The 23593-nt window shown below is 68.2% G+C and carries 26 protein-coding genes and 5 pseudogenes; 14 read left to right on the plus strand and 17 right to left on the minus strand.

Annotation, left to right across the window (positions count from 1 at the left end):
• Nucleotides 1-203: 203 nt before the first annotated feature.
• Together ACFY1L_RS55585 and ACFY1L_RS55590 are read left to right on the plus strand one after the other, a co-directional pair.
• The gene (locus ACFY1L_RS55585; RefSeq protein ID WP_388843272.1) at nucleotides 204-626 is read left to right on the plus strand and encodes a hypothetical protein; all 423 of its coding nucleotides are present in this window, start codon (nucleotides 204-206) and stop codon (nucleotides 624-626) included.
• A 12-nt stretch (nucleotides 627-638) separates the two neighbouring features.
• On the plus strand, nucleotides 639-1130 hold the full coding sequence (locus ACFY1L_RS55590) for a nucleotidyltransferase domain-containing protein (RefSeq protein WP_388843274.1): 492 nt from the start codon (nucleotides 639-641) through the stop codon (nucleotides 1128-1130).
• Here the strand turns inward: ACFY1L_RS55590 and ACFY1L_RS55595 are convergent.
• Entirely contained in the window at nucleotides 1079-1849 is a 771-nt protein-coding gene (locus ACFY1L_RS55595) for an ATP-binding protein (RefSeq protein ID WP_388843276.1), read from the minus strand. The genes ACFY1L_RS55590 and ACFY1L_RS55595 overlap by 52 nt on opposite strands.
• Before the next feature lie 64 nt (nucleotides 1850-1913).
• On the opposite strand from ACFY1L_RS55595, the gene ACFY1L_RS55600 reads away from it, so the two are divergent.
• Nucleotides 1914-2189 carry a hypothetical protein gene (locus ACFY1L_RS55600; RefSeq protein ID WP_388843278.1) on the plus strand — a complete coding sequence of 92 codons (276 nt, stop codon included), beginning with the start codon at nucleotides 1914-1916 and terminating at the stop codon, nucleotides 2187-2189.
• A 29-nt stretch (nucleotides 2190-2218) separates the two neighbouring features.
• Here ACFY1L_RS55600 and istA read toward each other — a convergent pair whose 3' ends face one another.
• Together istA and ACFY1L_RS55610 are read right to left on the minus strand one after the other, a co-directional pair.
• Nucleotides 2219-3694, minus strand: a complete 1476-nt coding sequence (gene istA / locus ACFY1L_RS55605) for an IS21 family transposase (protein ID WP_388843280.1) — start codon at nucleotides 3692-3694, stop codon at nucleotides 2219-2221.
• A gap of 229 nt (nucleotides 3695-3923) precedes the next feature.
• Entirely contained in the window at nucleotides 3924-4679 is a 756-nt protein-coding gene (locus ACFY1L_RS55610) for a class I SAM-dependent methyltransferase (protein ID WP_388843314.1), read from the minus strand.
• A 323-nt stretch (nucleotides 4680-5002) separates the two neighbouring features.
• Here ACFY1L_RS55610 and ACFY1L_RS55615 point away from each other — a divergent pair, with 323 nt between their 5' ends.
• Nucleotides 5003-5224, plus strand: coding sequence for a hypothetical protein (locus ACFY1L_RS55615; protein ID WP_388843281.1), 222 nt, complete (start codon nucleotides 5003-5005; stop codon nucleotides 5222-5224).
• Here the strand turns inward: ACFY1L_RS55615 and ACFY1L_RS55620 are convergent.
• The 3 genes from ACFY1L_RS55620 to ACFY1L_RS55630 form a co-directional block, all read right to left on the minus strand.
• Complete coding sequence (locus tag ACFY1L_RS55620) at nucleotides 5215-5871, minus strand: class I SAM-dependent methyltransferase (protein WP_388843283.1); 657 nt, start codon at nucleotides 5869-5871, stop codon at nucleotides 5215-5217. The genes ACFY1L_RS55615 and ACFY1L_RS55620 overlap by 10 nt on opposite strands.
• 107 nt (nucleotides 5872-5978) lie before the next feature.
• Complete coding sequence (locus ACFY1L_RS55625) at nucleotides 5979-6536, minus strand: transposase (RefSeq protein WP_388843316.1); 558 nt, start codon at nucleotides 6534-6536, stop codon at nucleotides 5979-5981.
• 53 nt (nucleotides 6537-6589) lie between these two features.
• Nucleotides 6590-7072, minus strand: coding sequence for a winged helix-turn-helix domain-containing protein (locus ACFY1L_RS55630; protein WP_388843285.1), 483 nt, complete (start codon nucleotides 7070-7072; stop codon nucleotides 6590-6592).
• A 152-nt stretch (nucleotides 7073-7224) separates the two neighbouring features.
• On the opposite strand from ACFY1L_RS55630, the gene ACFY1L_RS55635 reads away from it, so the two are divergent.
• Nucleotides 7225-8055, plus strand: coding sequence for a transposase (locus tag ACFY1L_RS55635; RefSeq protein WP_388843287.1), 831 nt, complete (start codon nucleotides 7225-7227; stop codon nucleotides 8053-8055).
• On the opposite strand, the gene ACFY1L_RS55640 is transcribed toward ACFY1L_RS55635, so the two are convergent.
• The 3 genes and pseudogenes from ACFY1L_RS55640 to ACFY1L_RS55650 form a co-directional block, all read right to left on the minus strand.
• Complete coding sequence (locus tag ACFY1L_RS55640) at nucleotides 7970-8866, minus strand: alpha/beta fold hydrolase (protein WP_388843289.1); 897 nt, start codon at nucleotides 8864-8866, stop codon at nucleotides 7970-7972. The two genes, ACFY1L_RS55635 and ACFY1L_RS55640, sit on opposite strands and share 86 nt — an antisense overlap.
• Before the next feature lie 268 nt (nucleotides 8867-9134).
• Nucleotides 9135-9824 carry a LysR substrate-binding domain-containing protein gene (locus ACFY1L_RS55645; protein WP_388843318.1) on the minus strand — a complete coding sequence of 230 codons (690 nt, stop codon included), beginning with the start codon at nucleotides 9822-9824 and terminating at the stop codon, nucleotides 9135-9137.
• A 39-nt stretch (nucleotides 9825-9863) separates the two neighbouring features.
• Nucleotides 9864-10037, minus strand: a pseudogene (locus ACFY1L_RS55650) (LysR family transcriptional regulator); the annotation flags it as partial.
• 191 nt (nucleotides 10038-10228) lie between these two features.
• On the opposite strand from ACFY1L_RS55650, the gene ACFY1L_RS55655 reads away from it, so the two are divergent.
• Entirely contained in the window at nucleotides 10229-11689 is a 1461-nt protein-coding gene (locus ACFY1L_RS55655; RefSeq protein ID WP_388843291.1) for an MFS transporter, read from the plus strand.
• Between the two features lie 352 nt (nucleotides 11690-12041).
• Here ACFY1L_RS55655 and ACFY1L_RS55660 read toward each other — a convergent pair.
• From ACFY1L_RS55660 to ACFY1L_RS55675, 4 genes and pseudogenes are all read right to left on the minus strand, one after another.
• Nucleotides 12042-12308, minus strand: a pseudogene (locus ACFY1L_RS55660) (IS1380 family transposase); the annotation flags it as partial.
• Between the two features lie 91 nt (nucleotides 12309-12399).
• Nucleotides 12400-13054, minus strand: a pseudogene (locus ACFY1L_RS55665) (class I SAM-dependent methyltransferase).
• 79 nt (nucleotides 13055-13133) lie between these two features.
• Nucleotides 13134-13950 (minus strand): annotated as a pseudogene (locus ACFY1L_RS55670) (IS5 family transposase).
• Nucleotides 13951-14089: 139 nt separating this feature from the next.
• Nucleotides 14090-14386 (minus strand): hypothetical protein, encoded by a 297-nt coding sequence (locus tag ACFY1L_RS55675; protein ID WP_388843292.1) that lies wholly within the window; start codon nucleotides 14384-14386, stop codon nucleotides 14090-14092.
• Between the two features lie 463 nt (nucleotides 14387-14849).
• Here ACFY1L_RS55675 and ACFY1L_RS55680 point away from each other — a divergent pair, with 463 nt between their 5' ends.
• Together ACFY1L_RS55680 and ACFY1L_RS55685 are read left to right on the plus strand one after the other, a co-directional pair.
• The gene (locus ACFY1L_RS55680; protein ID WP_388843294.1) at nucleotides 14850-15980 is read left to right on the plus strand and encodes a S1 family peptidase; all 1131 of its coding nucleotides are present in this window, start codon (nucleotides 14850-14852) and stop codon (nucleotides 15978-15980) included.
• Nucleotides 15981-16082: 102 nt separating this feature from the next.
• Complete coding sequence (locus ACFY1L_RS55685; RefSeq protein ID WP_388843296.1) at nucleotides 16083-16973, plus strand: hypothetical protein; 891 nt, start codon at nucleotides 16083-16085, stop codon at nucleotides 16971-16973.
• A gap of 170 nt (nucleotides 16974-17143) precedes the next feature.
• Here ACFY1L_RS55685 and ACFY1L_RS55690 read toward each other — a convergent pair.
• Together ACFY1L_RS55690 and ACFY1L_RS55695 are read right to left on the minus strand one after the other, a co-directional pair.
• Nucleotides 17144-17398, minus strand: a pseudogene (locus ACFY1L_RS55690) (transposase); the annotation flags it as partial.
• Between the two features lie 123 nt (nucleotides 17399-17521).
• Nucleotides 17522-18832 (minus strand): alpha/beta hydrolase family protein, encoded by a 1311-nt coding sequence (locus ACFY1L_RS55695; RefSeq protein ID WP_388843297.1) that lies wholly within the window; start codon nucleotides 18830-18832, stop codon nucleotides 17522-17524.
• 60 nt (nucleotides 18833-18892) lie between these two features.
• Between ACFY1L_RS55695 and ACFY1L_RS55700 the strand changes: the two genes are divergently transcribed.
• From ACFY1L_RS55700 to ACFY1L_RS55710, 3 genes are all read left to right on the plus strand, one after another.
• Nucleotides 18893-19432, plus strand: coding sequence for a helix-turn-helix domain-containing protein (locus ACFY1L_RS55700; protein WP_388843299.1), 540 nt, complete (start codon nucleotides 18893-18895; stop codon nucleotides 19430-19432).
• Nucleotides 19433-19495: 63 nt separating this feature from the next.
• Nucleotides 19496-19705, plus strand: a complete 210-nt coding sequence (locus ACFY1L_RS55705; protein WP_388843301.1) for a PLD nuclease N-terminal domain-containing protein — start codon at nucleotides 19496-19498, stop codon at nucleotides 19703-19705.
• Nucleotides 19706-19718: 13 nt separating this feature from the next.
• Nucleotides 19719-19943, plus strand: a complete 225-nt coding sequence (locus ACFY1L_RS55710) for a hypothetical protein (RefSeq protein WP_388843302.1) — start codon at nucleotides 19719-19721, stop codon at nucleotides 19941-19943.
• An 881-nt stretch (nucleotides 19944-20824) separates the two neighbouring features.
• Here the strand turns inward: ACFY1L_RS55710 and ACFY1L_RS55715 are convergent.
• Nucleotides 20825-21130 (minus strand): hypothetical protein, encoded by a 306-nt coding sequence (locus ACFY1L_RS55715; protein WP_388843304.1) that lies wholly within the window; start codon nucleotides 21128-21130, stop codon nucleotides 20825-20827.
• Between the two features lie 315 nt (nucleotides 21131-21445).
• Between ACFY1L_RS55715 and ACFY1L_RS55720 the strand changes: the two genes are divergently transcribed.
• Nucleotides 21446-21793: an STAS domain-containing protein gene (locus ACFY1L_RS55720; protein ID WP_388843306.1), complete on the plus strand. Its 348-nt coding sequence runs from the start codon at nucleotides 21446-21448 to the stop codon at nucleotides 21791-21793.
• Here ACFY1L_RS55720 and ACFY1L_RS55725 read toward each other — a convergent pair.
• A complete protein-coding gene (locus ACFY1L_RS55725; protein ID WP_388843308.1) occupies nucleotides 21751-22089 on the minus strand; it encodes a MarR family transcriptional regulator in 339 nt (112 codons plus the stop codon). The genes ACFY1L_RS55720 and ACFY1L_RS55725 overlap by 43 nt on opposite strands.
• 398 nt (nucleotides 22090-22487) lie before the next feature.
• Between ACFY1L_RS55725 and ACFY1L_RS55730 the strand changes: the two genes are divergently transcribed.
• Nucleotides 22488-22823, plus strand: coding sequence for a hypothetical protein (locus ACFY1L_RS55730; protein WP_388843310.1), 336 nt, complete (start codon nucleotides 22488-22490; stop codon nucleotides 22821-22823).
• A gap of 163 nt (nucleotides 22824-22986) precedes the next feature.
• A complete protein-coding gene (locus ACFY1L_RS55735; protein WP_388843312.1) occupies nucleotides 22987-23526 on the plus strand; it encodes a hypothetical protein in 540 nt (179 codons plus the stop codon).
• Nucleotides 23527-23593: the final 67 nt, after the last annotated feature.

Below are 23593 nucleotides of genomic sequence, written 5' to 3' on the forward strand. Positions count from 1 at the left end.
TCGGCCACCGCGCCTCCAGCAGTCGGATCGGACGTCACCGCACATCCAACCGCCACGACCACCAACCCGGCGAACCTATGCGGTCACAGCACTAGCAGCGCGAGCTCTTCCGCCGCTGGACCACCGATGACCATGTCCACCCGCACGAAGCCCTGCTCGGCATACTCGCCTTGCTGCATGGCGCCTCCAGCACCGAGGCCCGGATGCTGCAGGTCACCGACATCGATCCGGCAACCCAGTCGGTCCGGCTTGGCAAGCGACCCCACCCCGTCCCGCTGGACCCCGCCTTCTGGGCAGTGTTGCAGCGGTGTCTGGCCCACCGCGCGGCGTGGCCGACCGCCAACCCTCACGTGATGGTCACCAAAGGAACCAAGGCCGGGCGAAGCCCGGCCTCAACTGCCTACCTTTCCCATGTCCTTGACGACTGCGGATACCCGCCCCGAATGATCCGCAGCACCCGTCTTGTCGACCTGGTGAACACCATGGACCCCAAGCTCGTCGCCGCCGCTTTCGGGATGGACCCCCAAGCCACCCTGATCTACCTCGCCGACCACGTTGACCAGGAAACGGAACTGGCCTCCCGCACGACGGCAAATCCGCTCGCCCGCCCAGATGATCAACGCTAGCCTGCGCGGGTGATGACGGCCGACGACGTACTGTCCATCCTCGCCGTGCTGCGGAACGTTGACGTCGACGTCTGGATCGGCGGCGGCTGGGGCATTGATGCCCTGGTCGGTCAGCAAACCCGCCCGCACCGTGACCTGGACCTGATGCATCGCAAGAACCAGGAACCGGCAGTCGTGGCGGCTCTCGCGGATGCAGGATTCGCAGAGACCCTCGACTGGCGCCCCGTGCGATTCGTCGTCACCGACCCCCAGGGGCGAGAGATCGATCTCCACCCTCTGATCTTTGCCACGGACGGATCCGCGGTGCAGGCATCCCCCGACCCCGAGCACCCGTTCGTCTATCCCGCGTCATGCTTCGTCACCGGCACGATCCTGGGGTCCACTGTCCCGTGCCTGTCTCCCGAGCAGCAGGTCTACTTCCACCAGGGCTACGAACCAGCTGATCACGACCGTCACGACATGGCCCAACTCCGGCAGAATTTCGGGATCGCCACCCACTTCTGACCAGTTCTCCCGGAGCAACCCTTCCAACGCGTCGAACCCGTACCACTTCGGCAGCACCTTGCACGGGTTCGCCGGAACATGTGCGCTTTCGAGGGGTGAATGTTGCTGGTCACCGCGATGGACCGGCGTTCGTAGGCGGCATCGATGATCCGGTAGAACGCCTCGGCGGCATCTTCCCCGACGGGCAGCAGGCCGATGTCGTCGATGACGATGAGGTTCGCGCGGCAGATCCGGGCGACGGTCCGTGCGGTGGACCCGTCGACCTTCGACTTCCCGATCGCGGCGCTGAGCGTCTCCAGAGTGAACCAGGACACCCGCAGATCGTTTTCGATCGCGGCCTGGGCCAGGCCCTCGGTGAAGTGGCTCTTGCCCGTCCCCGACGGGCCGGCGATCACCAAGTTCTCGGCGCGGCCGATCCACTCCAGGGTGATCAGGGAGTTCTGGGTGGGTTCGGGGATGGTGGAGTCCTCGGCCCGCCAGGAGCCCAGGGTCTTGCCGGTCGGGAAGTTCGCCGAGTGCCGGCGAAGACGCCGCGTGGCGGCGTCGCGGCCGGTGACCTCCTCGGTGATCAGCAGCCGCAGGACCTCGGCGGGATCCCAGCGTTGTGTGCGGGCAGTGGCCAGAACATCGGGTGCGGCTTTGCGCATATTGGGCAGGCGCATCCGGCGCATCAGCCTGTCCAACTCCTCGGGCAGGGCCGGAGCCTGGGGAAACGTCACGGTCGTATATTCCTTCGCTGGTCTCGGTAGCCGCCGATAGGCTCGCCAGGTGATAAATCTGGTCGTGCGTGGTGATCTCGGGAACGTCGTGGCTCGCGCCGAGGCCGGGTTGAAGTGGACAAATGCCTTCGCGGGTCTGGCCCCCACGCAATTCCCGATGCTTTTCGCCCTGACCCCGTATGGGGACGCGATGTTCAACCAGCGGCAGATCCCGCTGCTGCAGGCGGAACTCAACCGGCTTCCGGCCGCTTGTGAGGGCGAATGGGTCGCTCAGGCCCGCGAGTTGTGCCAGATCGTCGAGCGCGGGACGCACCTGTATCTGTGGTTCCTCGGCGACTGACCCCGCTCCGCTGGGCTTGGGGCCGTTGCCTACTGGCCCAGGGCCTGCCAGCCGATGGTTCCGTTCTGGACGGAGTGGGACTCGTCCGCGCGGACGACCTCGCCGGCGGGCTTACTGTCGGCGATGTGTCCCAGGATCGAGAGCAGGTCGTCGTCGGCGAAGCGCCCGGCCGTGGCCGCAAGGCCGAGGGCCTGGTCGACTTTGTCGTTGCCCAGGACGGTGGCCAGCTCGACCGCGCGGGCCATCTTGGCGCGGATGCGGACCGCGCCGGCGGGTCCGGCCTCCTTGAGCCAGTGCCCGGCTCCGGGGCCGATGCCCACGAACGCGATCTCCGCTTCCGAGCGGGGCCGCAGCCTCGGCTGGTGGATGCTGCGGCCGTCGGGATGGTCGGGGTAGTGCTCGTCGATGATCTGCGGAACACCCGGGGTGGAAAGCTGGTGGCGCCAAATCTCCGACAGATCACCGGAGTTGGTGCGGGCAGTGATGGACAGTTCCTCACCGACCGCCCGGCACCACACCTTGGCACCGGTATAGCCCGGCGGGGTCGAGTAGCGCACCGCATTGAAGCTGATCGTGCGGTCCGAGCCGACCAGCCTCTCCTCGCCCAGCGCGAGCGCGAGCGGCTCGATGGGCAGGACATGCAGGGTGGTGCGTTCGACGTCCAGACGGCTCGCGGGTATCTGCCCGGTCGCCCGGTGACGGCGCGAGTTCACCGCATTGCACCAGTTCAGGCAGGCATCGGCGAGCTCGGCGAAGGTGTCGTAGGCGGCCAGCAAATTCGCGTTGGTGGGCACCAGGTCGGCCTTCGCGATCCGGACCGTGGCCTCCGCACCGCCCTTCGACTCGGGGTCGTAGGGCACGCAACTGACCACCTGGCAGCCGTAATGCCGGCCCGCGGCGACCATCTGCGGATGACGTACCGGGATCCCGGCGATGCGCTCGACGGTGACCGTCTTCGCGTTGTCGGTCAGCACATACGTCGGCGCCCCGCCGATCCGCCTGAGCGTGGTGTCCAGGCAGGCCACCAGCGTGCCCAACGTGCAGTCCCAGACCGGGATCACGACCCGGAACCGCGACCAGGACAGCCATGCGCAGAACAGCCAGGTCCGACGCCCCGCAATGCGCGGACCCTCGCCCCAGTCGAACTGCAGCCACCGGCCCGGCTCGGGAATCCACGGCCGGTAGGTGCGGCGCTTGCCTGCCTTCCACGCGGTCTTCGCCGTATTCACCGCCCGTCTCGTCGAGCGAGCGCTGCCCCGGTAGCCCATCTTCACGAGCTTCTCGTGGACCACATCGGCGCGGATCGTCGCCTTCGACTGCTCGACCCACTCCTCGCCCTTCTCCCCGAACGCATCGATCATCTTCGGCCGCGGCTCTCGCTCATAGGGATTGCGCCCGCAGTTGCGGGCCTCGACATACCGCTTGACCGTCTTCGGATCGTGCCCCGTCAAGGTCGCCGCCGACCAGACCGTCCCCGTCAGGTCGTACGCCTCAAGGATTTCCATAATCTCCGTGTCAGACTTCGTCACAGGACCTCTCCGGCCGGTAGCTGATGCGTGCAAACACCAGCAAACGGTGGAGGGGTCTCCTCCAGTTAAGGAAGTGATCAGGAACACCACTGGTCAGACGGCCATCCACCTAGAATTCCGGTGGCCATCAGCCTGGACTCGCCTGGCCGCACATCTGGACTTTGCCACGGCCGCCGTCACCGGCCAGGGACTGAGAGTCCGGTGTTTATACCTTGCTCGCGACCACCATGTAGTTCTCGGCCTCAAGATCGAACGTGCTCAGTTCCGTTTGGAGTCCGACCCGGTGCAGCTCGACTTCGAGTTCCTCGTACCGGTAGGGCCAGCAGGACAACAGTTCCGAGCGGACAAGAACCAACCCGGTCGCATCAACTTGCGCGATCGCAATCTCGATGTGGTGCTCCTCCTCCCAATGCGGCGCAATCTCCCAGCGGTAGACCACGACGGCATCGCGACCGTTCCGCCGGACGAGTCGGTCACTGATCTCCAGCCGGGAACCTCTGGCCCTCACGAGTTCCCAAGTGCGGGATGTGAGTACCAAGCGCCCGCCGGGGCGCAGAAGCCGTGACATCGACTCCAGAGCAGCACCCCTGCCTGTCGCGCCCGCGGCATGGTGAAGCGAGTTGCCAACGCAGAACACCATGTCGAACGTGTTGTCCTGGAAATGGTCGGGCAACTCTTCCCAGTTCGCCCGTACGGCCCGGACGGATGCCCCGAACTCCTCAGACAACTCGGTAGTCCGACGAACCATCGCCTCGCTGGCGTCAGTTGCGACAACCTGCATGCCACGACCGGCGAGGCCAACCGCCAACTGTCCGGTTCCGCACGAACAGTCGAGGACGTGAGCGTTCGACGGCAGGAGATTGAGGACGTCGTCGAACGACGCAGCGAACTCGGCTGGAGGCAACTTTGCATCCGAGATGAGCCATTCGTACACCTCGGCAAGCACGTCATAGCCTGTCACAACCACTACCTCCGTCACGCGGCAGACTCACGGCAGGACGTCAGTCCATCAGCGGAGCAAGCCGGGCACCAATGGATTTCGCAAGGATGGCTCCCGGCACTCCTACAGCCTCAGCCCGCTGCATGACGTCGTCCGCACCTGGCAGGCCCGCGTCGAAGCCGCGCCGGCCGTGAGCGAGTTCATGGCCGGCGGCCTCGACGACTCCGACGGCGTCGACCTGGCCGACGCACTCGACGGCCGCCGGTGAGCGACACGCCCTGGCCCGCACGGCTGTCACCGAAGGCACTCGCCGGCCTGGAGGCCCTGCCCGAGACGCTCGGGAGATGCTGCGCGACGTGATGGACATCGCCGGCCGCGACCTGTGGTCCTTCCCACCGTTCGACAGCCGTGACATCGAGGGAGAGGACGTCCGCGCCGCCGCGGTCGGACAGCTCACCGCCGTCTACTGGATCAACCGCCCGGCCGGACGCCTCTACATCATCGACACCCGCAAGAGCCCCCGCACCGATACTTGGTCGAGGAAGCCACGGGCCGCTCAGGGCTGATTCCATACAAGCGTATAGCGCCAGAACAACCGTCGGCGCAGCCGTGCGCCAGGGAGGAGGTCTCTGGTTTCACGGACGATGTCGTCAAAGGTCATGTCCGCTGAGCGGGTAGGGGCCGCCATGGAGACGGGGCGCTGCGAGGTGCGCCCGTTGTTCTTCAGCCAGCCCATGGCAGCGTTGGCCGGAATGGCGAAGGCACCGAGCAGGTGGTCCACAGGGGTCTGGGCGCGACACAGGCCGACGATCACCAGCGTCCCTCCCGGAGCCAGATGACGGCGGAAACGGGTGAGCGCCTGGGTGAACGGCAGGTGGTGAATCGTGGCGACGCATGTGATGACGTCGTAAGGGCCGGCAGGAACCTCGGTTATTGCATCCCCGACGGTGAAGGTGACGGGGAGCCCGGAAGGAGTCAGCTTCTGGGCCTGGGCTGTGATCACAGGATCGGAATCGAGGGCCAGCACAGCGTCGGCTCGTTCTGCCAAGAGCCTTGCAAGATCACCGCTGCCGGAACCGACGTCCAGGGCGCGGTCGAAGCCCCTCGGCAGTTGCCGCAGGATCCAGCGATGGTAGTGGGCGTTGTGATCCCAGGGATAAGCGGCGTTGAACCGTTCAAGAGCCCGCAGGACACGAGGTGACAAGATCTTCATCGCCCCAGTCCATCAAGTCCCTGCGGCATGCACGCCCTGTTCCGGGACAAAGATCACTCGCTCCCGGTCTGCCGGACGCAGTCCGGGAGGGAGTTGAAAACACCGACTTACTGACTTCCTCGGGCTGTTGTCGGCTGCTGGGTGAGGGGCAGTCTGGTGCCGGTGAGGCAGCCGTCGATGAGGTCGGGGCGGAGCTGGATATGGCGTAAGCCCCGACGGAGGGTGCGTTCGAGGTGCTCGTCGTCGGTGAAGGCGGTGTTGGCCAGTGGGCCACGGCGCAACAGCGACCAGACGCCCTCGACCGGGTTCAAGTCCGGTGCATAGGAGGGCAGTTGGACGATGGTGAGCCAGTCGTGTGCGGCCGCGTACTCCCGCATCCCGGCGGCCCGGTGGGTGTTGAGATTGTCCCAGATCAAGACGATGGGAGCCTGGAGTTGAATGTGGGCGCGGACGACCAGGTCGCGGTAGTCGCTCCAGGCGAAGGTGTCGCGTCCTTTGCCTCGGTGCTTGCGGTGGCGGCGCGGCCGGTAGATCAGCCGGGAAGTCTCGCCCGGCCGGTAGCAGCACATGGCGGCGATCGACCAGCGGCGCCAGGAGCGGCCCCGCACCCGCACCACGGGTGTCTGCCCGCGTCGGCCCCAGGTGCGGGCGCGCGGCGGGGTCATCGAGAACCCGGCCTCGTCCTCGAAGACGATGTAGGCCCCCAGCGCCGCCGCGGTCATTCCGCCTGCGGCCACACGTCCTTCTTCCACAAACCCACTGCCTGCTCGTCGCGTTCCAGCGCGCGGCGGGCCGGAGACTGCCAGGACCAGCCGTGCCGGTGCAGCAGCCGCCAGACGGCCGCCGAGGAGCAGTCGATGCCGAACTTCCAGGCGATCAGCGCTCTGACCCGTGCCAGGGTCCACCGCTGGTCCTCCCAGCCGTGCCCGGCAGGCCCGAGGGCCAACTCCTTTTCCAGCTCGGTGAACTGGCCGTCGGACACCTTGGGAAGTTTCGCTGGCCCCGTGGAGGCGAGGGCGTCCATCCCGCCCTCCTGCCAGGCATGACGCCAGCGCTCCACCGACCGCTCACTCACCCGCAGATCCTTCGCGATCACCGCGGTCCTCTCACCGTGCGCGAACCGCTCACCGGCCTGGTACCGGATCGGCTCACGAAACCGCCGCCGCTCGGCGGTCAGCCCGCCACCCTGCGCGTACCGCATGCCACCGGCCTACCGCAGGGATCAGCATCCGACAACAGTCCGAAGAGATCAGTAGGCGTGTCGGGCCCGGTCGATCTGCCGGGCCCGGTGCCCCTCACAGCGCGGGCGGTGTAGCGACTTTGGCCGGGCGTTTCAATGACCGAGTCAAGGCCATGGGGCGCCCTCCACCAGTGCGGGTCGCCCCTCGTCTCGGAGATCGGCTGTGCCTCCGCCGACGAAAGTCAGCCACGACGGCGGGCACACCGACCGATCAGGCGCGCGTGTGCCTCGCTGCATCCCCACCGTATCTCTCCGTCGCGCTCAAGCAGCAGGTCGCCCGCGAGCACAGTGTCAGCCTGGTCGGACCGATCCGGGCCAGGAGCACCCGCCAGTCCCGCAAGGGCACCGTCTTCCACCGCGAAGCTTTCCACATCGACTGGGACGCGACGGAGGTCACCTGTCCGCAGGGCAAGGTGAGCCGTCGGTGGTCGACACCGGCCTCCCTCGCGCCCTACGTCACCGTCGAGTTCTCCCCGGACGACTGCCGCCAGCGCCCGGTGAAGGCCGCCTGCACCCGCACCGACGCCCGGAAGGTCTCTTTCCTGCCGCGCGATCTCTACGACATCCAGTCTGAGTCGCGGACCGAGCAGCAGACCCAGGAATGGCTCTCGTGCTACTCGCTGCGGGCCGCCATCGAGAGCACGATCAGCGCATTCCGTACCGCCTTCAATGCCCCGGCGAGGCCCCGACGACCGCTCGTTCAGGGTGCGTTGGCGCTTGCCGTACACGCCTCCTGCCCGCTTGCGGCAGTCCGGGTACCGGTCTGGACGTGTGCAGTGAACACCGCCTCATCGACTGGCTGCTGGTTATCCTGGGCCTGCCCGCGCCCGGGGTTGCCGCACGAGGCCTTGCCGAACCTCAGTCGCCTGCGAAGAAGTCGAGGTAGGCCTGGGCCAGGGTGGTCGGGTTCTCGAGCGCGATGTTGTGTCCAGATGCGGGGATGACGACGCCGCGGACGTCGCGGGCCACTTGCGCGAGCTGTCCGGATACTTCGTCGCCGAGATAGTTCTGAGCGCCGACGGCCAGGACCGGGCAGCTGATCGGGTCGGCGTAATGCGGGCGGTTCTGTTCGGCGTCGGTCTGGCGGGCTCGGTACATCTCCAGGATGGCCTTGGTGCCGCCCGGCTGCTCGGCCGAGTGCACGATGTCGTCGATGTCCTCCTCGGTCAGCGCGCTGGGGTCCCACATCTGACGTCTGGCGTAGTACGTCCAGAAAGGCCGTTCCCGTCCGGCCAGCAGCAGTTCGGGCATGTGGGGCAGGCTGAAGAAGCTGAAGTGCCAGCCGGTGCGGCCGTCGTCGGCGGCGAGTGAGGGGTCTTGTTCGCCGCCCGGCAGTCCAGGGCCGGCCGGCAATCCCGGCAGGAGCGTTTCCTGGAAGACCAGTTGCTGCACCCGGGGCCGGTGGAAGGCGGCGACGGCGTAGGCGATGGCCGCCCCCCAGTCCTCGCCGGCGACGCGGAACTGGTCGAAGCCCAGGTGGGTGGCCAGTTCGGCGACGTCGCCGGCCATGGTGGCGGTGTCGTAGCCGGTCAGGGGACGCTGGGAGCCGCCGGCGCCTCGGTTGTCGACCGCGATGACGGTGTAGTGCGGGGTCAGCAGGGGCACGACGTGGCGCCAGTACGACATGGTCTTCGGTACGCCGTGCACCAGGAACACCGGCTCGCCGGCGCCGCCGATCGCGTAGTGGATCTCCACACCGTTGACTTTGGGCTTTCCGTGTGTGAGCCGGACTCCGGCGTGGTCAGTGAGGTTCATCTCGGCGACCTCCTTCTTGTCTTCGGCCGTGCAGGCACCGAGGGGCGGATCTTCCGGGGCGGCATCTCTGTTCTGCCATTGGCCCGGCGTCCACGGTCGGCGTGGAAGTTTCACCCGGTACAACCGCGCCTTCGTTGCCGCTGATGTCGCCTGCGTCGCACCTGTCTCAGATGGAGCCCATCTGACGATCAGATGGTCGCGGCATGAGCGCACCGGCAGCCGTGCCACTTCCGAGTCGACAGGGCTGCGTTGGCCAACAGGCGCCGGGTCAGCTGCCCGCGGGGTGAATACGCAGCAGCTGATCGGCGAACTGCCGGGCTGCCGGGCTGGTCTCGCCCGCCGAGGGCAGCATCAGGTAGATGTGCCTTTCCAGATGCACGCCCTCGACCGCGATCAGCCGCAGAACGCTGTCCGGTGCGGTCAGCACCGGGTACTGCAGGCCGACTGGAGCGAAGCCGATACCGACGCCTGCGCTGACCAGTTCGAGGAACAGTTCCCAGTCGCCGACCTCACAGACGACGCGGCGCTGTATTCCTTCGCCGGTGAACGCGGCGTCACTCAACAGGCGGGCCGTCCACCCCGGGGGTACCTCGACGAACCGCTCGTCGGCCAGTTGTCCGATGGTGACCTCGGTGCGCTCCGCCAGGCGATGATCGGCGCGGCAGACGAGGTGCAGCGGCTCTCGCGCCAGGCGGGTCATCCGGACGCCCGGGACCTGGCTGACCGCGGGTCCGATCACGCAATCCAGTTCTCCGGCCTCGAGCATCGAGATCATCGTCAGCGCGGGCGCGTACTGCAGGCGCAGGTCGATGCCGGGATGATCGCGAGTGAACTCGCCGAGATAGGAAGCGAACGGCACCAGATGCTGAGCGGAGAGCGAGACGCCGAGGCGCAGTGTGCCGATGAGCACGTCACGGGTGTGATGTACGGCCTCTTCCGCCTGCGCGGCGCTGGTCACGGTCCGGCGGGCCGGGCCCACCAGAGCCTCGCCGGCCGCAGTGAGCCGGACGGGCCTGGTCCCGCGGACGTAGAGGGCCGTACCGAGTTCGCGTTCGAGGGCCTGGAGCGAGTTCGACAGGCCTGACTGTACGATGAGTTCGCGCTTGGCGGCGCGAGTGACGCTGCGTTCCTCGACCAACGCCAGGAAGTGACGTAGCTGTCTGAGTTCCATCGGCCACCGCCTAGGCCTGAATTGCAGCACATCTGGACGGTTCCATCTGCCAGACAGATGCAGTCTATCCGTGCGCGCTGCCGCCGGACCGCCTCGAAGTTCTGACGGGCGTGGTTGACGCCGACGAACCAGTAAGGAACACCGCCAGGACAGGGGATTCGCCCATGGCAGACCACCCGAAGAATGACGCCATGCCTCGGCACGCTGCGAGCGGCTCACAACGGACCGCGTTTGTCGTCTCGCTGATCTGCGCCGCCCAGTTCGTGCTGCAACTGGACTTCAGCATCGTGAACGTGGCGCTGCCGTCGATCCAGCGGGAGCTGGGCATGCCCGCAGCGGAGTTGCAGTGGATCGTCACCGGGTACGCGCTTGCGTTCGGATCGCTGCTGCTTGCGGGCGGCCGCCTGGCGGACCTGCTCGGCAGGCGGCAGGTCCTGGCCCTGGGCCTGGCCCTGTTCGGGATCGCATCGCTGGCCTGCGGGCTCGCCCAGTGGCCGATCATGCTGATCATCGCCCGGATCGTGCAGGGCGCGGCCGGGGCGATGGCCTCCCCGGCCGCTCTGTCACTGCTGACGACGACCAATGCAGAAGGGGCCGCCCGTAACCGGGCGCTGGCAATGTGGCAAGCCACGACCGCGGCGGGCGCGACCGCCGGGATCGTGGCCGGCGGGCTGCTCACCCAGTACCTCGGCTGGCGGGCGGTGTTCCTGATCAACCCGCCGGTCATCGCCATCATGCTCGCGCTGGTACCGCGACTGCCGACCGCGAAGCGGTCCGGCAGTCGCGGCAGCGTCGATGTGCGCGGGGCGCTGCTGGTGACCACCGGCATCGCCGCGCTGATCTTCGGGCTCAGCAGCGGGCAGCAGCACGGCTTCACCGCGCCCGCCACCCTCGTCACTCTCGCCCTGGCCGTGTTTCTGACCACGGGATTTGTGTTCGCCGAGAAGCGGTCCGCGGCACCCATGCTGCCTCTGTCGATCCTGGCGGAGCCGGCCCGGCGGGCCGCGATCGCGGCAATGCTGCTGATCGGCGCCATCCTGGCCGGCTACGTCTACTTCGCCTCGCTCTACCTGCAGAAGGTGCTGGGGTTCAGCCCGATGGCGACCGGCCTGGCGCTGGTCCCGTCGACCGCCACCGTCGTGCTCGTCTCCACCCTCGGCACCCGTCGGCTGCTGGCCCGGTTCAGCATCAGGGGCCTCCTGCTTGCCGGGCTGGCCAGCATGGGCGCCGGACAGCTGTGGCTTGCCCAGATCACCGTCGGGGCCAGCTACCCCGCAGCGGTGCTGCCCGGCCTGGTGCTGACCGCGGCCGGGGTCGGGCTCGCCCTGCCGGCCGCGTCGATCGCGATCACCAGCGGAGTCCGGGCCGGCGACCAGGGACTGGCCGGGGCTCTGTTCACCACCAGCCAGCAGACCGGCGCCGCGGTCGGCCTCGCGATTCTCGCCACCGCCGCTGCGGCCACCTCTGGCCACAGCAGCTCTCTTGTGGACGGCTACCGCCTGTCGTTCCTCATCGCGACCGGTCTCGCAGTGCTCGCCGCGATCATCGTCGCGCTTCAGCTCAGCTGGAAACCCCACCGCGTTGAAGCCGAGCACCAGCACGCCGACGGACCGCCCGCCGCGCCGACCGAGGCACACCTCGACAAGAAGTGACAGGTGCAACGGCAGCCTGACCGGCAGCGTCTGCCCGGCGAGATGTTCGCGGGGCCACGGGCGTGTCATCGATTCGGAGTGCGACGCGGGCTCGGCTGTGGATGAGGTATCCGTCATCAAGGTCGACGCCCCCCACACCTCCACTCCGCGAACAGTCGCATCACCGAGGTTGGTGCCATCTGGCAGCCTGGCTTCGCAGACAGAGGCGATCTGGCCGGCCCGCTCGGATGTCCGCCGGACCGAAAGGAAGACCCGAATGGACAGTTCAACGCCAGCGGTGACCGACCGGGCACCGATATCCGACAGCTCGCAGCATCCGCCGGATGCAGCTATAGCGCCGTCTTTGAGCACCGGCCAAGTCGGCGATGGTTTTGCCGCCGTCGGCGAGCATCACCGCCACGTCCACCGCGATCCTGCCCGGGTTGTGTCCGGTGCCGCGTGGCCGCAGGCGGCGCAGCGCGTCGGTGAACGCGGCGGTCAGGCCGGTGGCGTCAGCGAGATCGGCCAGCAGACGGGACCCGGCATGGCTGACCACCCCGTGGCCGTCAGCCGAGACGACGAGCTTGGGGCGCGCCCGGGTAGTGTGCACGCAGAAAGTGCCGTCCTGCTGGGATGACAGAGACCTTCGACAAGCCTCATCTTCCCAGCTCAGAGGGCACTTTCGCGTTTCGGATCAAGATCCGGACACCGCGGCAAGTGAAACGCACAGGTTAGTGCTGGTGCCAGACCAGGGTGTAGCGCCAGAACAGTCGACGGCGTAGCCGTGCGCCGGGCAGTACTCGGCGGGCGTCGCGAACGATGTCGGGGAAGCCCATGGTCGCCGGTCGGGTCGGTGCGGTCATTGAGGCCGGCCGCGGGGCCTTGCGGCCCTTGTTCTTGATCCAGGCCATGGCGACATTCGAGGGAATGGCGGCAGTGCCGAGTAGATGATCGCCGAGAGACTGTGCGTGGGCGAGGTCAACGACGACCAGGGTTCCCCCGGGTGCCAGGTGCTGACGGAAGTGGGTGAGAGCGTCACTGAATGGCAGATTGTGGATGGTGGCGACGCAGGTGATGACGTCGTAGGAGCCAGACGGTATGTCGCTGAGAGCGTCGCCGACGGTGAAGGTCACGGGGGCAGACGGAGCAGTGAGATCTCGCGCGTGAGCGACGATTGTCGGGTCGGCGTCGATTCCTTGCACTGCTTTGGCACGTGGCCAAGAGCCTGGCCAGGTCGCCGCTGCCGGATCCGACGTCCAGGGCACTGTCAAAGCGCCTGGGGAGCTGGCGCAGGAGCCACTGGTGGTAGTGGGCGTTGTGGTCCCAGGGACGGTCGGCATGGAACTGTTCGAGTGCGTGGAGGACGCGGGGCGCCAGTGTCGTCACGGCGTGAGTCCATCACGTCATCGGGCGACACCACCGTCGAAGAGCGCTTTCTCCAGCAGGGCCGCTCCTCGTAGAGGCCCTAACAAAGGCGTCGTACGTGTCTGTAGGTGATGAGGCAGGTGGCGAGGCCGAGGAAGGCTTCGTGGATGTCGTCGCGTCGTTCCCATCGGATGCGTAGGCGGCGGAAGCCGTGAGCCAGGCGATCGTTCTTTCGACGACATACCGGAAGATGCCCAGGCCGGAGCCGTGCGGTTGGCCCCGTTCGGCGATGACCGGGCGAATGCCCCGGGCCCACAGCAGGCGCCGGTACTTATCGTGGTCGTAGCCGCGGTCCGCGAGCAGCGCGTCGGGCCGGTGCCGGGGCCGGCCGACGGTCCCGGCGACGGCGGGGATCTTGTCCAGCAGGGGCAGGAGTTGGGTGACGTCGTTGCGGTTGCCGCCGGTCAGCGACACCGCGAGCGGGATGCCCTGGGCGTCGGTGATGACGTGGTGCTTGCTGCCCGGCCGCGCACGGTCGACCGGGCTGGGACCGCTTTTGGGCCCCGCCGAGCGGCCCTGACGTGGGAGGAGTCGATCACCGCCCGCGACCAGTCCAGCTTCTTGGCCGACCGCAGCTTCTTCAGCAGCACGAGATGCAGTTGGTCCCAGACCCCAGCCTCGTTCCACGCGGCCAGGCGGCGCCAGCAGGTCATGCCCGAGCCGAAGCCCAGCTCCTGCGGCAGGTACTCCCACTGGATCCCGGTATGCAGCACGAACAGGATCCCGCACAAGGCCTGCCGGTCCGGCACCCGCGGTCGGCCCTCCACCAGCTTCGGTGCCGGCTCGGGCAGCAACGGCTCGATCAGCGACCACAGTTCGTCCGACACGATCCAGGGCCGCGACTGACGTTTCCCCACGACCAGACCAACGAGCGGACAAGCCAACAGTCACACGATCAACCGCTTCTGTTAGGACCTCTTAACGAGCAGCCCCCGCGGGTCTGCAATGTCAACGCGTGCCCTCGTCCTTCCCTTTCGCGCCAGCCGATCAGCCCCATCAAGCCTGCAGGCAACGCCCGTTGATGTGCTTGGTGTTCCAAGTACGCGCGCCCGCGCGGCTTTTGCGCCCGCTGCTGGCTGGCATACGGCTGGGGAACTGCAGGTTGGTCTCGTGCAGCGACTCCAGCAGGGCGATGGCCTGGTGCACCGGGCTGGCGACGGCCCAGGGACGGGCTGGCGGCCGTTGCGTCTTCGTCGCGTTCCTGAAACCTGAACACGGCTTCATGCGTATCACGGCACCCTCGGTGCCGCCTGAGCTCCAGTGCGTGGTGAGTCCGGCGATCACGGCTTCCAAGCCGGTGGCGAGCCCGTGAGCGAAGCCGGTGATCCCGGGCAGTCGTGCGACTCGGGCGGTGTCGATCCAGTCCGGCGGGTCGGTGCCCGGGCGGCGGGCGAGGAGCGAAGTCCCGTACGAGGCCGTGGATTTGGTCCAGTGATCGTGCCGTCAGTCTAGCTGGTGTGTCGTTGCGCATGGGGCTGGTGCACGTCGAGGCGGCTGGGGCGGGTCCGGCGCCCGGTGACGATGTCCTGCCGCAGGCGGCCCCGGCATACCGCTGGACAGTGTGTCGTCCTGTCAGGCGCCAGTCAGCTGCCTGAGTCGGCGGTGGCCAAGAGCCTGAACGGTTCGACCAGCAGCCCTTTTACCCGAAGCGGAATCCTCGCTGGTCACTTTGTGCACACAAGACCTCTATAGCAGCACTTTGAGCTAGAGTCGAAAGCGCGTTCTTCGAACGACAGTTCGCTAGTGTCGAGATCCCTTGGAGTTCACACAAGTGAGACATGATCGGAAGAGACCCACGCAGTTGCTCTTAGCCGCGCTCCTGGTTGCTGCCGCCGCGGTATCCCCCGCATCCGCCGACGACGGTCCGAGACAACTCGTCGACCCCGGCCAGGCGGCAGCGCTGGCGGCAAGGCTTGGCGACGACCGAACCGGCGGCGTGTACTACAGGGACGGACGCGCCGTCGTCGCGGTCACCGACGCGGCCGCCGCGCAGTCCGTCCGAGACGCGGGCGGAGTCCCGAAGCTCGTGACCCGCAGCACAGCCGAACTTGCTTCCATTCAGGGCGAGTTCGACGAGCTGGCCGGGATTCCCAACACCGCGTGGGGCGTCGAGGCCGACAGTAACCAGGTGTCCGTCGAAATCTTCGACGGGGTGTCCGACGCCGACCGGGCCCGGATCGAAGAAGTGGCAGCGGCTCACCCGGGTGCGGTGCGTATCGACAGAGTCGGGGGCAAGTTGGAGACTGCCACCACGCTCCGCGGCGGCAACGGCATTACGTCCTCGGGCTGGCTTTGCTCCGCCGCATTCAACACCCACAACTCATCGGGAGCGGTCTACACACTCACCGCCGGCCACTGCGTACCGGGTACCGGCAACGTCTGGTATGTCGACGCGGACGGCACCCGCATCGGCACCCAGACCGCGTATAGGTTCGGGGCGAGCCCGCAGCACTGTGACAGTGCCAGCCGCGCCTGCGACTGGGCCACCATCAAGGTAGACAACCCCAACCTGACCACCCCCGGAACCATCCACTACGGGGGAGGCACGAACGCCCAGATCGACAACTCCCGCTACCCGGCGGAGGACGAGGCGGTGAGGCGGATCGGCGTCACCAGCCAAGATCTGGTCGGCAACGTGACGAAGTCGAGCACGACCGTCACCTACGCCGATGGGACCACGCTGTACGGCATGATCGAGACCAGCCTCTGCGCCAAGGGCGGCGACAGCGGAGGCGCCCTGTTCACCGGGAAGACCGCGCTGGGCATCACCTCAGGCGGCAACTATCTCGACAAGCCCTGTGGCGATTCGGACGGGCAGAGCGACCGTGAGTCCTTCTACACGCCGGTACAAACGGTGCTGAACGAACGCGGTCTCCACGTCTACTGACGGCACACCATCTGCAGCTGCCGCAACCGGTGAACCTTTCCTGGCCCGACCACGTCAGAGTGACGACACAAAAATACCGCGTCGCCACCCCTGGGAGACAGCATGAGTATCAGGGCATCGCGCACCACCAGCCTGCTTGCCTTGATGGCCTTGTCCGCCGTTGGCGTGGGTGCGGTCTCCGGTTGCGGCAGCGAGAAGGAAGCAGGCCACCAGGCCGAGCCAGCCGTGCAACGCGCCCGGCAGGTCGCCGCAGCCTGGGACGGCTCGCAGGCGGCTGCCGCGTGGCGTGCTGGCTACCATCCCGTAGAGAACGCGGTCCAGCTGCCGCGAGGTGGCCTGCAGAGTAAGGCTGATCAGCGCGCCTACCAGACTCAGAACTTCGTCCTGCGAAGCGATTTACCAGCCACCAGGCCGCAGGACGGACGAGTTTCCTGGGCGAGCGGTACATCGCTTTCACGGCCAGTGATGGCGGCAACAACGGCATACGAGAGCCTGGCTCAAGCCCGCATCGACGGGCCCCACCTCACCGTGACCGGCGCGAAGCTGGGCACCATGACGCTGGCCACAACCCGCGGACCAGCGACGGTCCCCGCCTGGCTCTTCACACTGCAGGGCTACACCTCGCCCCTCAAGCGGGCCGCCGTTAGCCCGTCCAACACCCCCCGCTCGCCGATCAAGCCAGCCCATGACCTTCCCGACAGCCAGTTGACACCGCTCGGTCGGCTGGTCCGGCTTGCCGAAGACGGGCGATCGCTCACCGTTATCGCCTACCACGGCGCCTGCGACAGTGGCCCCGCCGTGCACGTGCTGGAAACCGGGAGAAGTGTTGTGCTCTCGGCCTCCGTCAAGAACCCGGACGAGAGTAACTGCACCGCGCAGAAGAGGGAAAAGCAGGTAACAGTCGAGCTGGATCGTCCCATGGGTGACCGCGTCTTGCTTGATGCCTACACGGGCGGCCCGGTGGTGTACCGGGAAACGCCCGGGCGAAGGTGAGTCTCGCCCTTCCGGTCTCGCCCTTTCGTGAGCGGGCTGGGCGCCGGCTTCGACACACCCACCTGGCCTAGCCACACCTGAACACGCTCGTCATGGGTGAGGCCCTGCCGGAATCCGGCAGGGCCTCACCCATGACCACATGCGGAAAGACGCTTCAGTTTGTTCTTTATCTACCAAGATCTTCCGGGCGTGCCGATGGCCTTGAGGGTCTCGGGGCGTTTGACGGTCTTGCCGACGTCGTAGCGGGGTGCCCGCTGTTTGTTCTTGGCGCCGGGTGGTCTTCCGGGGCCGGCTCCTCGGGGTTTGGGAACACGGGTCGGGCTGGCGAGGTGAGCGCGGATGTTCCTGAACCCTCGGCGGACCCGGGCCGGGGTGAGCCGGTCGGAGGTGGTGGGTTTCTCCCAGGGCCGGCGGAGGTCCGTGGCCCCTCCGGAGGCAGCAGACTCTCCAGCACGCGCGAACAAGGCTCGCAGGGCGGGCCTCGCACGCCCCGCTGTCAGCGGCCGGAACGGGCGCGAGCTGTCGGCGAGGTGTGCCGCAGGCGTGTGTCAGCCGCCGGGGTCGACCCGGTTGTGTCCTGGGGAGGTCAGCCAGTCGGCGATCTCGGCGACGACCGCCGGGTCCATGTGCTGGGCCGGCTCGTTTTCGTTCGGCGCCGATGGTCCGGTGCCGGGGAAGAAGAAGTGGTTGTCCGCGGCGTGGATGCGGATCGTCACGTCGGGCAGGTGGGCGAGGCCTGCTTTCCAGTCTGCGAGGTCCTGGGCGACGGTCGCCTGGTAGTCGCGGCCGCCCTGGAGGATGAGTATCGGCCTGTCCAGCTGTGCGGCGGTGGCCACCGGGTCGTAGTCGCGCAGGTCCAGCCAGTAGGGCGGGGGCAGGCCGAAGGGCAGTTCCGCGGCAGGCGTCGCCGGGGACAGGCCGGGGTCGTCGACCCTTTGGGCCTGTCGGGTGATCGCCTCGAGGGCGGGCTGGGACGCGGCGGCGGTCGCCGGGTTCAGCGAGGCGAGGTGGCGCAGCTGCCGCACGGCGGACCAGTGCAGCGGCTGCGTTCCGCCGGCGAGGAGGACGAGCCCGGCGACGGACGGCTCTTGGGCCGCCACGCGCGGGGCGATGGTGCCGCCCAGGCTGTGGCCGAGGACGAACACCCGCCCCGCGTCGACGGCCGGGTGTCGGCGCAGCAGGTCGAGGGCCGCGAGGCCATGCGGTACGTACTCGTCGGCCACGGTGAAGTCACGCATCTTCGCGACCTCGCCGGGGTGGGCCCGGGTGACCTTGTCGAACCGCAGGACCGCAACGCCGCGGCCGACCAGTCCCCAGGCGAGGTCCTTGAACGGCTTGTTCCGCCCGATCGTCTCGTCGCGGTCGTTGGGGCCCGAACCGGCGAGCAGCACGACGGCGGGCAGCGGCCCGGGCCGGCGTGGCAGGCTCAGCGTGCCGGGCACCGCCAGCGTGCCGGAGCCGACGGCCACCTCCTGCTCGTCGAACGCCCCGGGGTTGGCGTAGGAGGGCGGCTGCCACGGCCGGACCGGCCGGGCCGCGTCGGCGGGCGCGAGCTGGATGCCGGTGAGCAGGCCGGAGCCCGCGTGCACCGACACGATCACCGTCAGCGCCCCGTGCTCACAGGTCACCGGGATTTTCACCGCGACCACGCCCGCCGCGTCCGGCTCACTCACCGGCACGCCGATCGCGGACACCGCGCCGTGCCGCTCGAGTTCGGCCGACCAGGCGGCCTGGAGCGTTTCGGCGGTCACCAGCGGGCGCAACGCCGGCGCGAACAGGCCGCGTATCTCCGCGAAGCGCCCCCGCCGGGCCAGATCGAGGACCGCCAGGCCGGTCGCCGCCGGCTCACGCTCTGTCATCGCTTTCTCCAGCCCGCCGACGTTATCATTATTGAGAACGATCCCTGGAGGGAGGTGGATGTGGCAAGTGCTGACCTGCTCCTGCATCCCGTCCGGCTGCGGATCATGCAGGCGTTCCTCGGCAACCGGGAGCTGACCACCAGCGAGCTGCAGGCCGAGCTCGGCGACGTCCCCGTCGCCAGCCTTTATCGCCACGTGGCGCGACTGGCCGACGCGGGAGTCCTCGCGGTCGCCGCGGAGCGCCAGGTGGGCGGCGCACTGGAGCGCACCTACGCACTGCGGCCGACCCTCATCGGCCCGGACGACCTGGCCACGATGAGCGCCGACGACCACCGGCAGGCCTTCATGGCCTTCGTCGCCGCGCTGCTGGCCGACTTCGACCGCTACCTCGCCCAGGGCGACATCGACTACCTGCGCGACGGGGTGAGCTACCGCCTGACCGGACTGTGGCTCGACGACGACGAACTCGCCGCCGTACGCAACGAGATCCAACGGCTGTTCGAGCCGCTCCTGGCCAACACGGAGCAACCGGGCCGCAGGCGACGCATCCTCGGCACGATCCTCCTGCCCGGCGAACAGGCCGCCCGCACTGACCCCTGAGCCGGGCCCCGGGACACAAACCCCCTGCTCCCGCTCCTCCACGTCTGCCAGAGAGGCCCTCGCATGTACGCGTCCGCCAGCTCCCCTCCGCTCCTGCTGACCGTGCTCGTGTCCCTGGTCGCGGTCGTCCCCACCGTCTACTGCCTGTTCGACATCTCACGGCACCCCGACACCCGGCAGCTGACGGCCCCGGCCTGGATGCTGATCTGCGCGTTCGGGAACATCTTCGGTGTGATCGCCTACGTGGTGTACGGCCGGGACGCCAACCGATGACCGCCGCCGAACCGTGACGGACGGACGAGACCGCCCGCCCCGGGCAGGCGCCACCGCAGTACTCCTGTGGATCCACGTCTTCTGGCCCCTGCTTTCGGCGCTGTGGGGCGCCGGCATCGGCTCCAGGATCCTCGCCGCCTGGCTGAGCCTTCCTCTCCTGGCACCGCTGATCATCGACCTCACCACCACCGCCGCACGCCTGCTCCGGGGCACCGAGCGAAGATCGTCAACTGAGTAAGGACCACCGCATTACATGATCACCAGCTTCCGAGGCTGCGAACTGTCCCGATCGGCGCTCGCTGGTATGGAGGAAGTGGGTAGGCGGTGCAGCCACCAGCCTTGCGCCGAAGGGCCTGGCAACGATCAACACGGTCTTTACAGCCACCTGCAAGAGCGGACCAAGGGCTCAGCGAGTTCAGAAACACGCACCAACCCCTCCGACACCCTGTCCGACACCCCTCCGCGCCCGCTCGCCCGCCTGCCTGCGAACTGGCAGGTCACCATGCTGGTCAGGGCGTGGTCGGGAGGCCAGCATCTCCTCTACGCCCCCGAGCCCATGCCCCGCGGCAGGACGAAGCAGAGGTGACGGCAGGGCTTCGGCGTAGTCGCAGAATGTCCGGTTCGTGATCGCACGTCGACGCCGAAGCTCTGCCGCGTGCGGGCTTGGGCCAGGCTGCCATTGATGAGTCACATCGCGGCCGGTACAAGTGACGAGTGACAGAACGTTTTGCTCCTCGCCCGGATGGCCGCGTCGCGTCGAAGCCGGGACGGTGGACCCAGCAGTCAGCGGGTGCGATGTTCGCCGCCGTTGCAGCCTTCCTCATCACTCGTGACGTCATGTTCGGGTTCTTCAGGCACACGCTGCCCGATTGGGCATACACCGCTACGGTCCTTGCGGGACTTGCTGTGGCGGCTGTCGCCTACGGCCTTGCCGTGCTGTGGCTCAGGCGATTGCCGTAGCAGGGCGGCTCACGGCAGGCTTCAGCGTTGCTATGCGGGCGTCCGGTCCGTGCCAATCCGCCGGCTTGGGGGTCATCCGGGAGGTGACAGGCACGGGCTCACCTGATCCGGTCATGACATGCACGCGCATCGGCTCGTCAGGACTACCGGGCGTTCAGGTCAGGACGCGGGAGGGACGGCGCGGTGGAGAGGTTCCAGGTCGCCGTGCAGGGCGGCGTGGAGTGCGGCCGCGAGCTCACGGGCCCGCTCCTCGCTCGACACGTTGTGCATCATGAAGTAGATCGGTCCTGCATAGGCGTCCGCACCGACCTCGCGGGTGTGGACTATGCGGACGATCGCGGCCCGGACAGCGTCGTTCACGGTGTCCTCGAGGGAGTGCGTGGGGCCCGCGGTGAGCGTGTCGGCCTTCACGGTCCAGTGTGGGCCGTCGGATTCGATGGCGACGAACACGGCGTGCTGCGTCATGGCCTGCCGGTATGCGGTGTGGAAAGCCTCGGTGCCGCTGGCGTCCGGGATGAGGTGGGCAGGGCAAGGAACTGGCAGCGGCTGCATGAGGGAATTGTGCAAGAGGCCGGGAACATTCACATCCGTTGGCACTTGAACCGTCTGGGCGGCTGCGGCGCCGGTTCGTCAGGGCTGACGCCGCGAACTGGTCGTTGACGTTGACGCGCGCGGCGGTGGGGTGAAAGGCGGAGTGGGACGTCCAGGGCGGGGCAGGGGGTCGGTAGGCTCTTGCCGGGAATCCGCCGCGGTCTCCGGCGGGACGGTTGGGAGAGCGTTGTGGCTGAGGCGTCGCTCGAGACGATCGCCGCCGGCCGCTGCCTGGTCGCGAGGGTCAGCGGCGAGATGGACTACGCGACCGACCCGGTGCTGCGCCCGCAGTTCAAGGAACTGATCGCGCGGGGCGACCGCTTTATCGTGCTGGATTTGTCCGGCCTCTCGTTCTGCGACTCCGCCGGGCTGAACGTGCTGCTCGGAGCGTGGCGCCAGGCGGAGGCGGGCGGGGCCGTGCTGGTGCTGGCGTGCGTGCCCGAGCCGCTGCAGTGGGTCCTTGAGATGACCGGGGCGGATCAGATCCTGCGGGTCTATGACACCGTCGCCGAGGCGGAAGCCGTCTTCGCCGGCTGAGACACGTCAGCGGCGGCGAGTTCCACGAGGGCGCGGACGTCGAGTCCGGCTTCGGCGGGGTGCCGCAGCGGCCGGTCGAGGTCGAGGACGTACTCGTTGCGCCGTCCGGCCCGTCGCCGCCGGAGGTAGCCGGCCTGCTCGAGGTCGGCGATGATCGCCTGGACCGTGCGTTCGGTGATCTCGCAGGCGGCGGCGAGGCTGCGCAGCCGTGTCTGCGGGTCCCGGGCGAGGGCCAGCAGCACCCGGGCGTGATGGGTCAGGAAGGTCCACCGCCGCTCTGGGGGAGTCATCGGCATCCGCAGTTCCTTCCGTCCCGGCCAGGGTGCATACACGTTGAGGAATACCGGAAATCCTCTTCCTTCATGGTGGCAGGACGGCCGGTGTGAATCCACGGTGCGGGGCGTGTCCTTGCGGGTGCCGGGGGCGTTGACCAGGTGACACGGCAACGTGCCTGTGCTGTGTCGGCGGCCCCGCCCGGCTATCGCGGCGACCATGGCGGGGGCCGCAGCCTCCTCCGGTGGATCCGGCCGGGTGATGGGCGGCTCCGGGCGTCATGGCACCGACACTCCCGGAGCCGCCTCCCCCACCCCGGATGATATTCCGGCGCCGCGCGTGCCGGACAGGGCAGCAGCTGGCCCCGATCCCGTTGCCGACCACGAAGGCTCGACCACGGTCACGAGCGACAACCCCCTGCGTGGACCAGGTCGGTATCCCCGCCGACAACCCGTCTGACAACCCTCCCCGCTCTCTCGCCCGCCTGCCTGCGAACTCGCAGGTCGCTGCCCGCGGCATTCCGCCGGGCATCGTCCGGGCCGCCGTCCGCACCCGCCAGCTGGGCCTGACCACCTACATGCGGCTGGGCTGGGATGCCAGCCGCGCCGGCGGCCGCGGCGGCATCAGGCTGCAGTGGGAGGAACGCCGGGGCTGGTTCTACGCCCTGCTCGGGCTCGGCCCCCACGACGTCCTGCTCTACACGGTGCTCACCCCGATCGACGCCCTCTACGCGGTGCCGGAGGATCTGGCCGTGTGACGGAGGAACTGCTGCGTCACCGGCGGCTGCCCATGTGCGACACCGGCGCGGGTGGGGCGGCGCGACGGAGGCCCGCGCGGCGGCAATGGAGTTCCGTCGCAACGCCTTCGGACTTTCCCCTGCCGGGTCCAGGATGGGGGAGGAGATCGCGGAGGGGGAGGGCGTGCAGCTGACCATTGATACCCAGAGGGACACGTACGAGCAGGCGATCGCGGCCGTGCAGGCCGCGTACGGGCTCAACCCCGCTCTCGTGGCGAGCAGTTGGCCCGACGCGCCTGCGCACGAGCCCCGGCCCGACCCTGCGGATCTGAGCGGCGAGGAGCTGTGGGAGGGCTGGACGGACCGGCTGCTGTTCGACACCGTCGCCGCCGTGATGCCCGGCGCCCGCGCCGTGCTGCGCCGCCTGGTCGAGCTCGGCGGCACTGCCTCCTACGACGACATCCGCGAGTACTTCATCGACCACCCCGAGATGCCGATCCCGCAGGGGAAGATCGGCGGGGTGCTGACCAGCGTCCGCGCGGTACGGCGCAGGATCGGCCCGGACAACCGGACCAGGGTGCTCGAGCTCGATGACCGTGTCCGTGTCTACCGGATTGAGCCTGCGATCATGGAGGGTCTCAAGCGGGCCTTTGACCTCGCTGAGGCTCGCCCCGACCTCCTGCGCGAACCATCCCCTGAGAAGCTGTTGTCTTTCCGGGCTTGAGAACGGTGTTTTCGCTGGTCGGGCGTAGGGTCGGTGTTCCTGTGGGAGTGGTGGTCTGTCGTGTCGC

It is taken from the genome of Streptomyces sp. NPDC001663, assembly GCF_042893105.1.
In the GTDB taxonomy this organism is placed as follows: Bacteria; Actinomycetota; Actinomycetes; order Streptomycetales; family Streptomycetaceae; genus Streptomyces.

Excerpts from the sequence above, each read along its gene's own strand:
- ACFY1L_RS55685 (WP_388843296.1), top strand. The coding sequence starts at position 16,083 with ATGAGTATCAGGGCATCGCGCACCACCAGCCTGCTTGCCTTGATGGCC.
- ACFY1L_RS55585 (WP_388843272.1), top strand. The coding sequence starts at position 204 with ATGCTGCAGGTCACCGACATCGATCCGGCAACCCAGTCGGTCCGGCTT.
- ACFY1L_RS55725 (WP_388843308.1), bottom strand. The coding sequence starts at position 22,089 with ATGCCGATGACTCCCCCAGAGCGGCGGTGGACCTTCCTGACCCATCAC.
- istA (WP_388843280.1), bottom strand. The coding sequence starts at position 3,694 with ATGGAAATCCTTGAGGCGTACGACCTGACGGGGACGGTCTGGTCGGCG.
- ACFY1L_RS55705 (WP_388843301.1), top strand. The coding sequence starts at position 19,496 with ATGTACGCGTCCGCCAGCTCCCCTCCGCTCCTGCTGACCGTGCTCGTG.
- ACFY1L_RS55715 (WP_388843304.1), bottom strand. The coding sequence starts at position 21,130 with ATGACGCAGCACGCCGTGTTCGTCGCCATCGAATCCGACGGCCCACAC.
- ACFY1L_RS55695 (WP_388843297.1), bottom strand. The coding sequence starts at position 18,832 with ATGACAGAGCGTGAGCCGGCGGCGACCGGCCTGGCGGTCCTCGATCTG.
- ACFY1L_RS55630 (WP_388843285.1), bottom strand. The coding sequence starts at position 7,072 with ATGCGGTACGCGCAGGGTGGCGGGCTGACCGCCGAGCGGCGGCGGTTT.
- ACFY1L_RS55620 (WP_388843283.1), bottom strand. The coding sequence starts at position 5,871 with ATGAAGATCTTGTCACCTCGTGTCCTGCGGGCTCTTGAACGGTTCAAC.
- ACFY1L_RS55625 (WP_388843316.1), bottom strand. The coding sequence starts at position 6,536 with ATGACCCCGCCGCGCGCCCGCACCTGGGGCCGACGCGGGCAGACACCC.
- ACFY1L_RS55590 (WP_388843274.1), top strand. The coding sequence starts at position 639 with ATGACGGCCGACGACGTACTGTCCATCCTCGCCGTGCTGCGGAACGTT.
- ACFY1L_RS55635 (WP_388843287.1), top strand. The coding sequence starts at position 7,225 with ATGGGGCGCCCTCCACCAGTGCGGGTCGCCCCTCGTCTCGGAGATCGG.
- ACFY1L_RS55640 (WP_388843289.1), bottom strand. The coding sequence starts at position 8,866 with ATGAACCTCACTGACCACGCCGGAGTCCGGCTCACACACGGAAAGCCC.
- ACFY1L_RS55615 (WP_388843281.1), top strand. The coding sequence starts at position 5,003 with ATGCTGCGCGACGTGATGGACATCGCCGGCCGCGACCTGTGGTCCTTC.
- ACFY1L_RS55655 (WP_388843291.1), top strand. The coding sequence starts at position 10,229 with ATGCCTCGGCACGCTGCGAGCGGCTCACAACGGACCGCGTTTGTCGTC.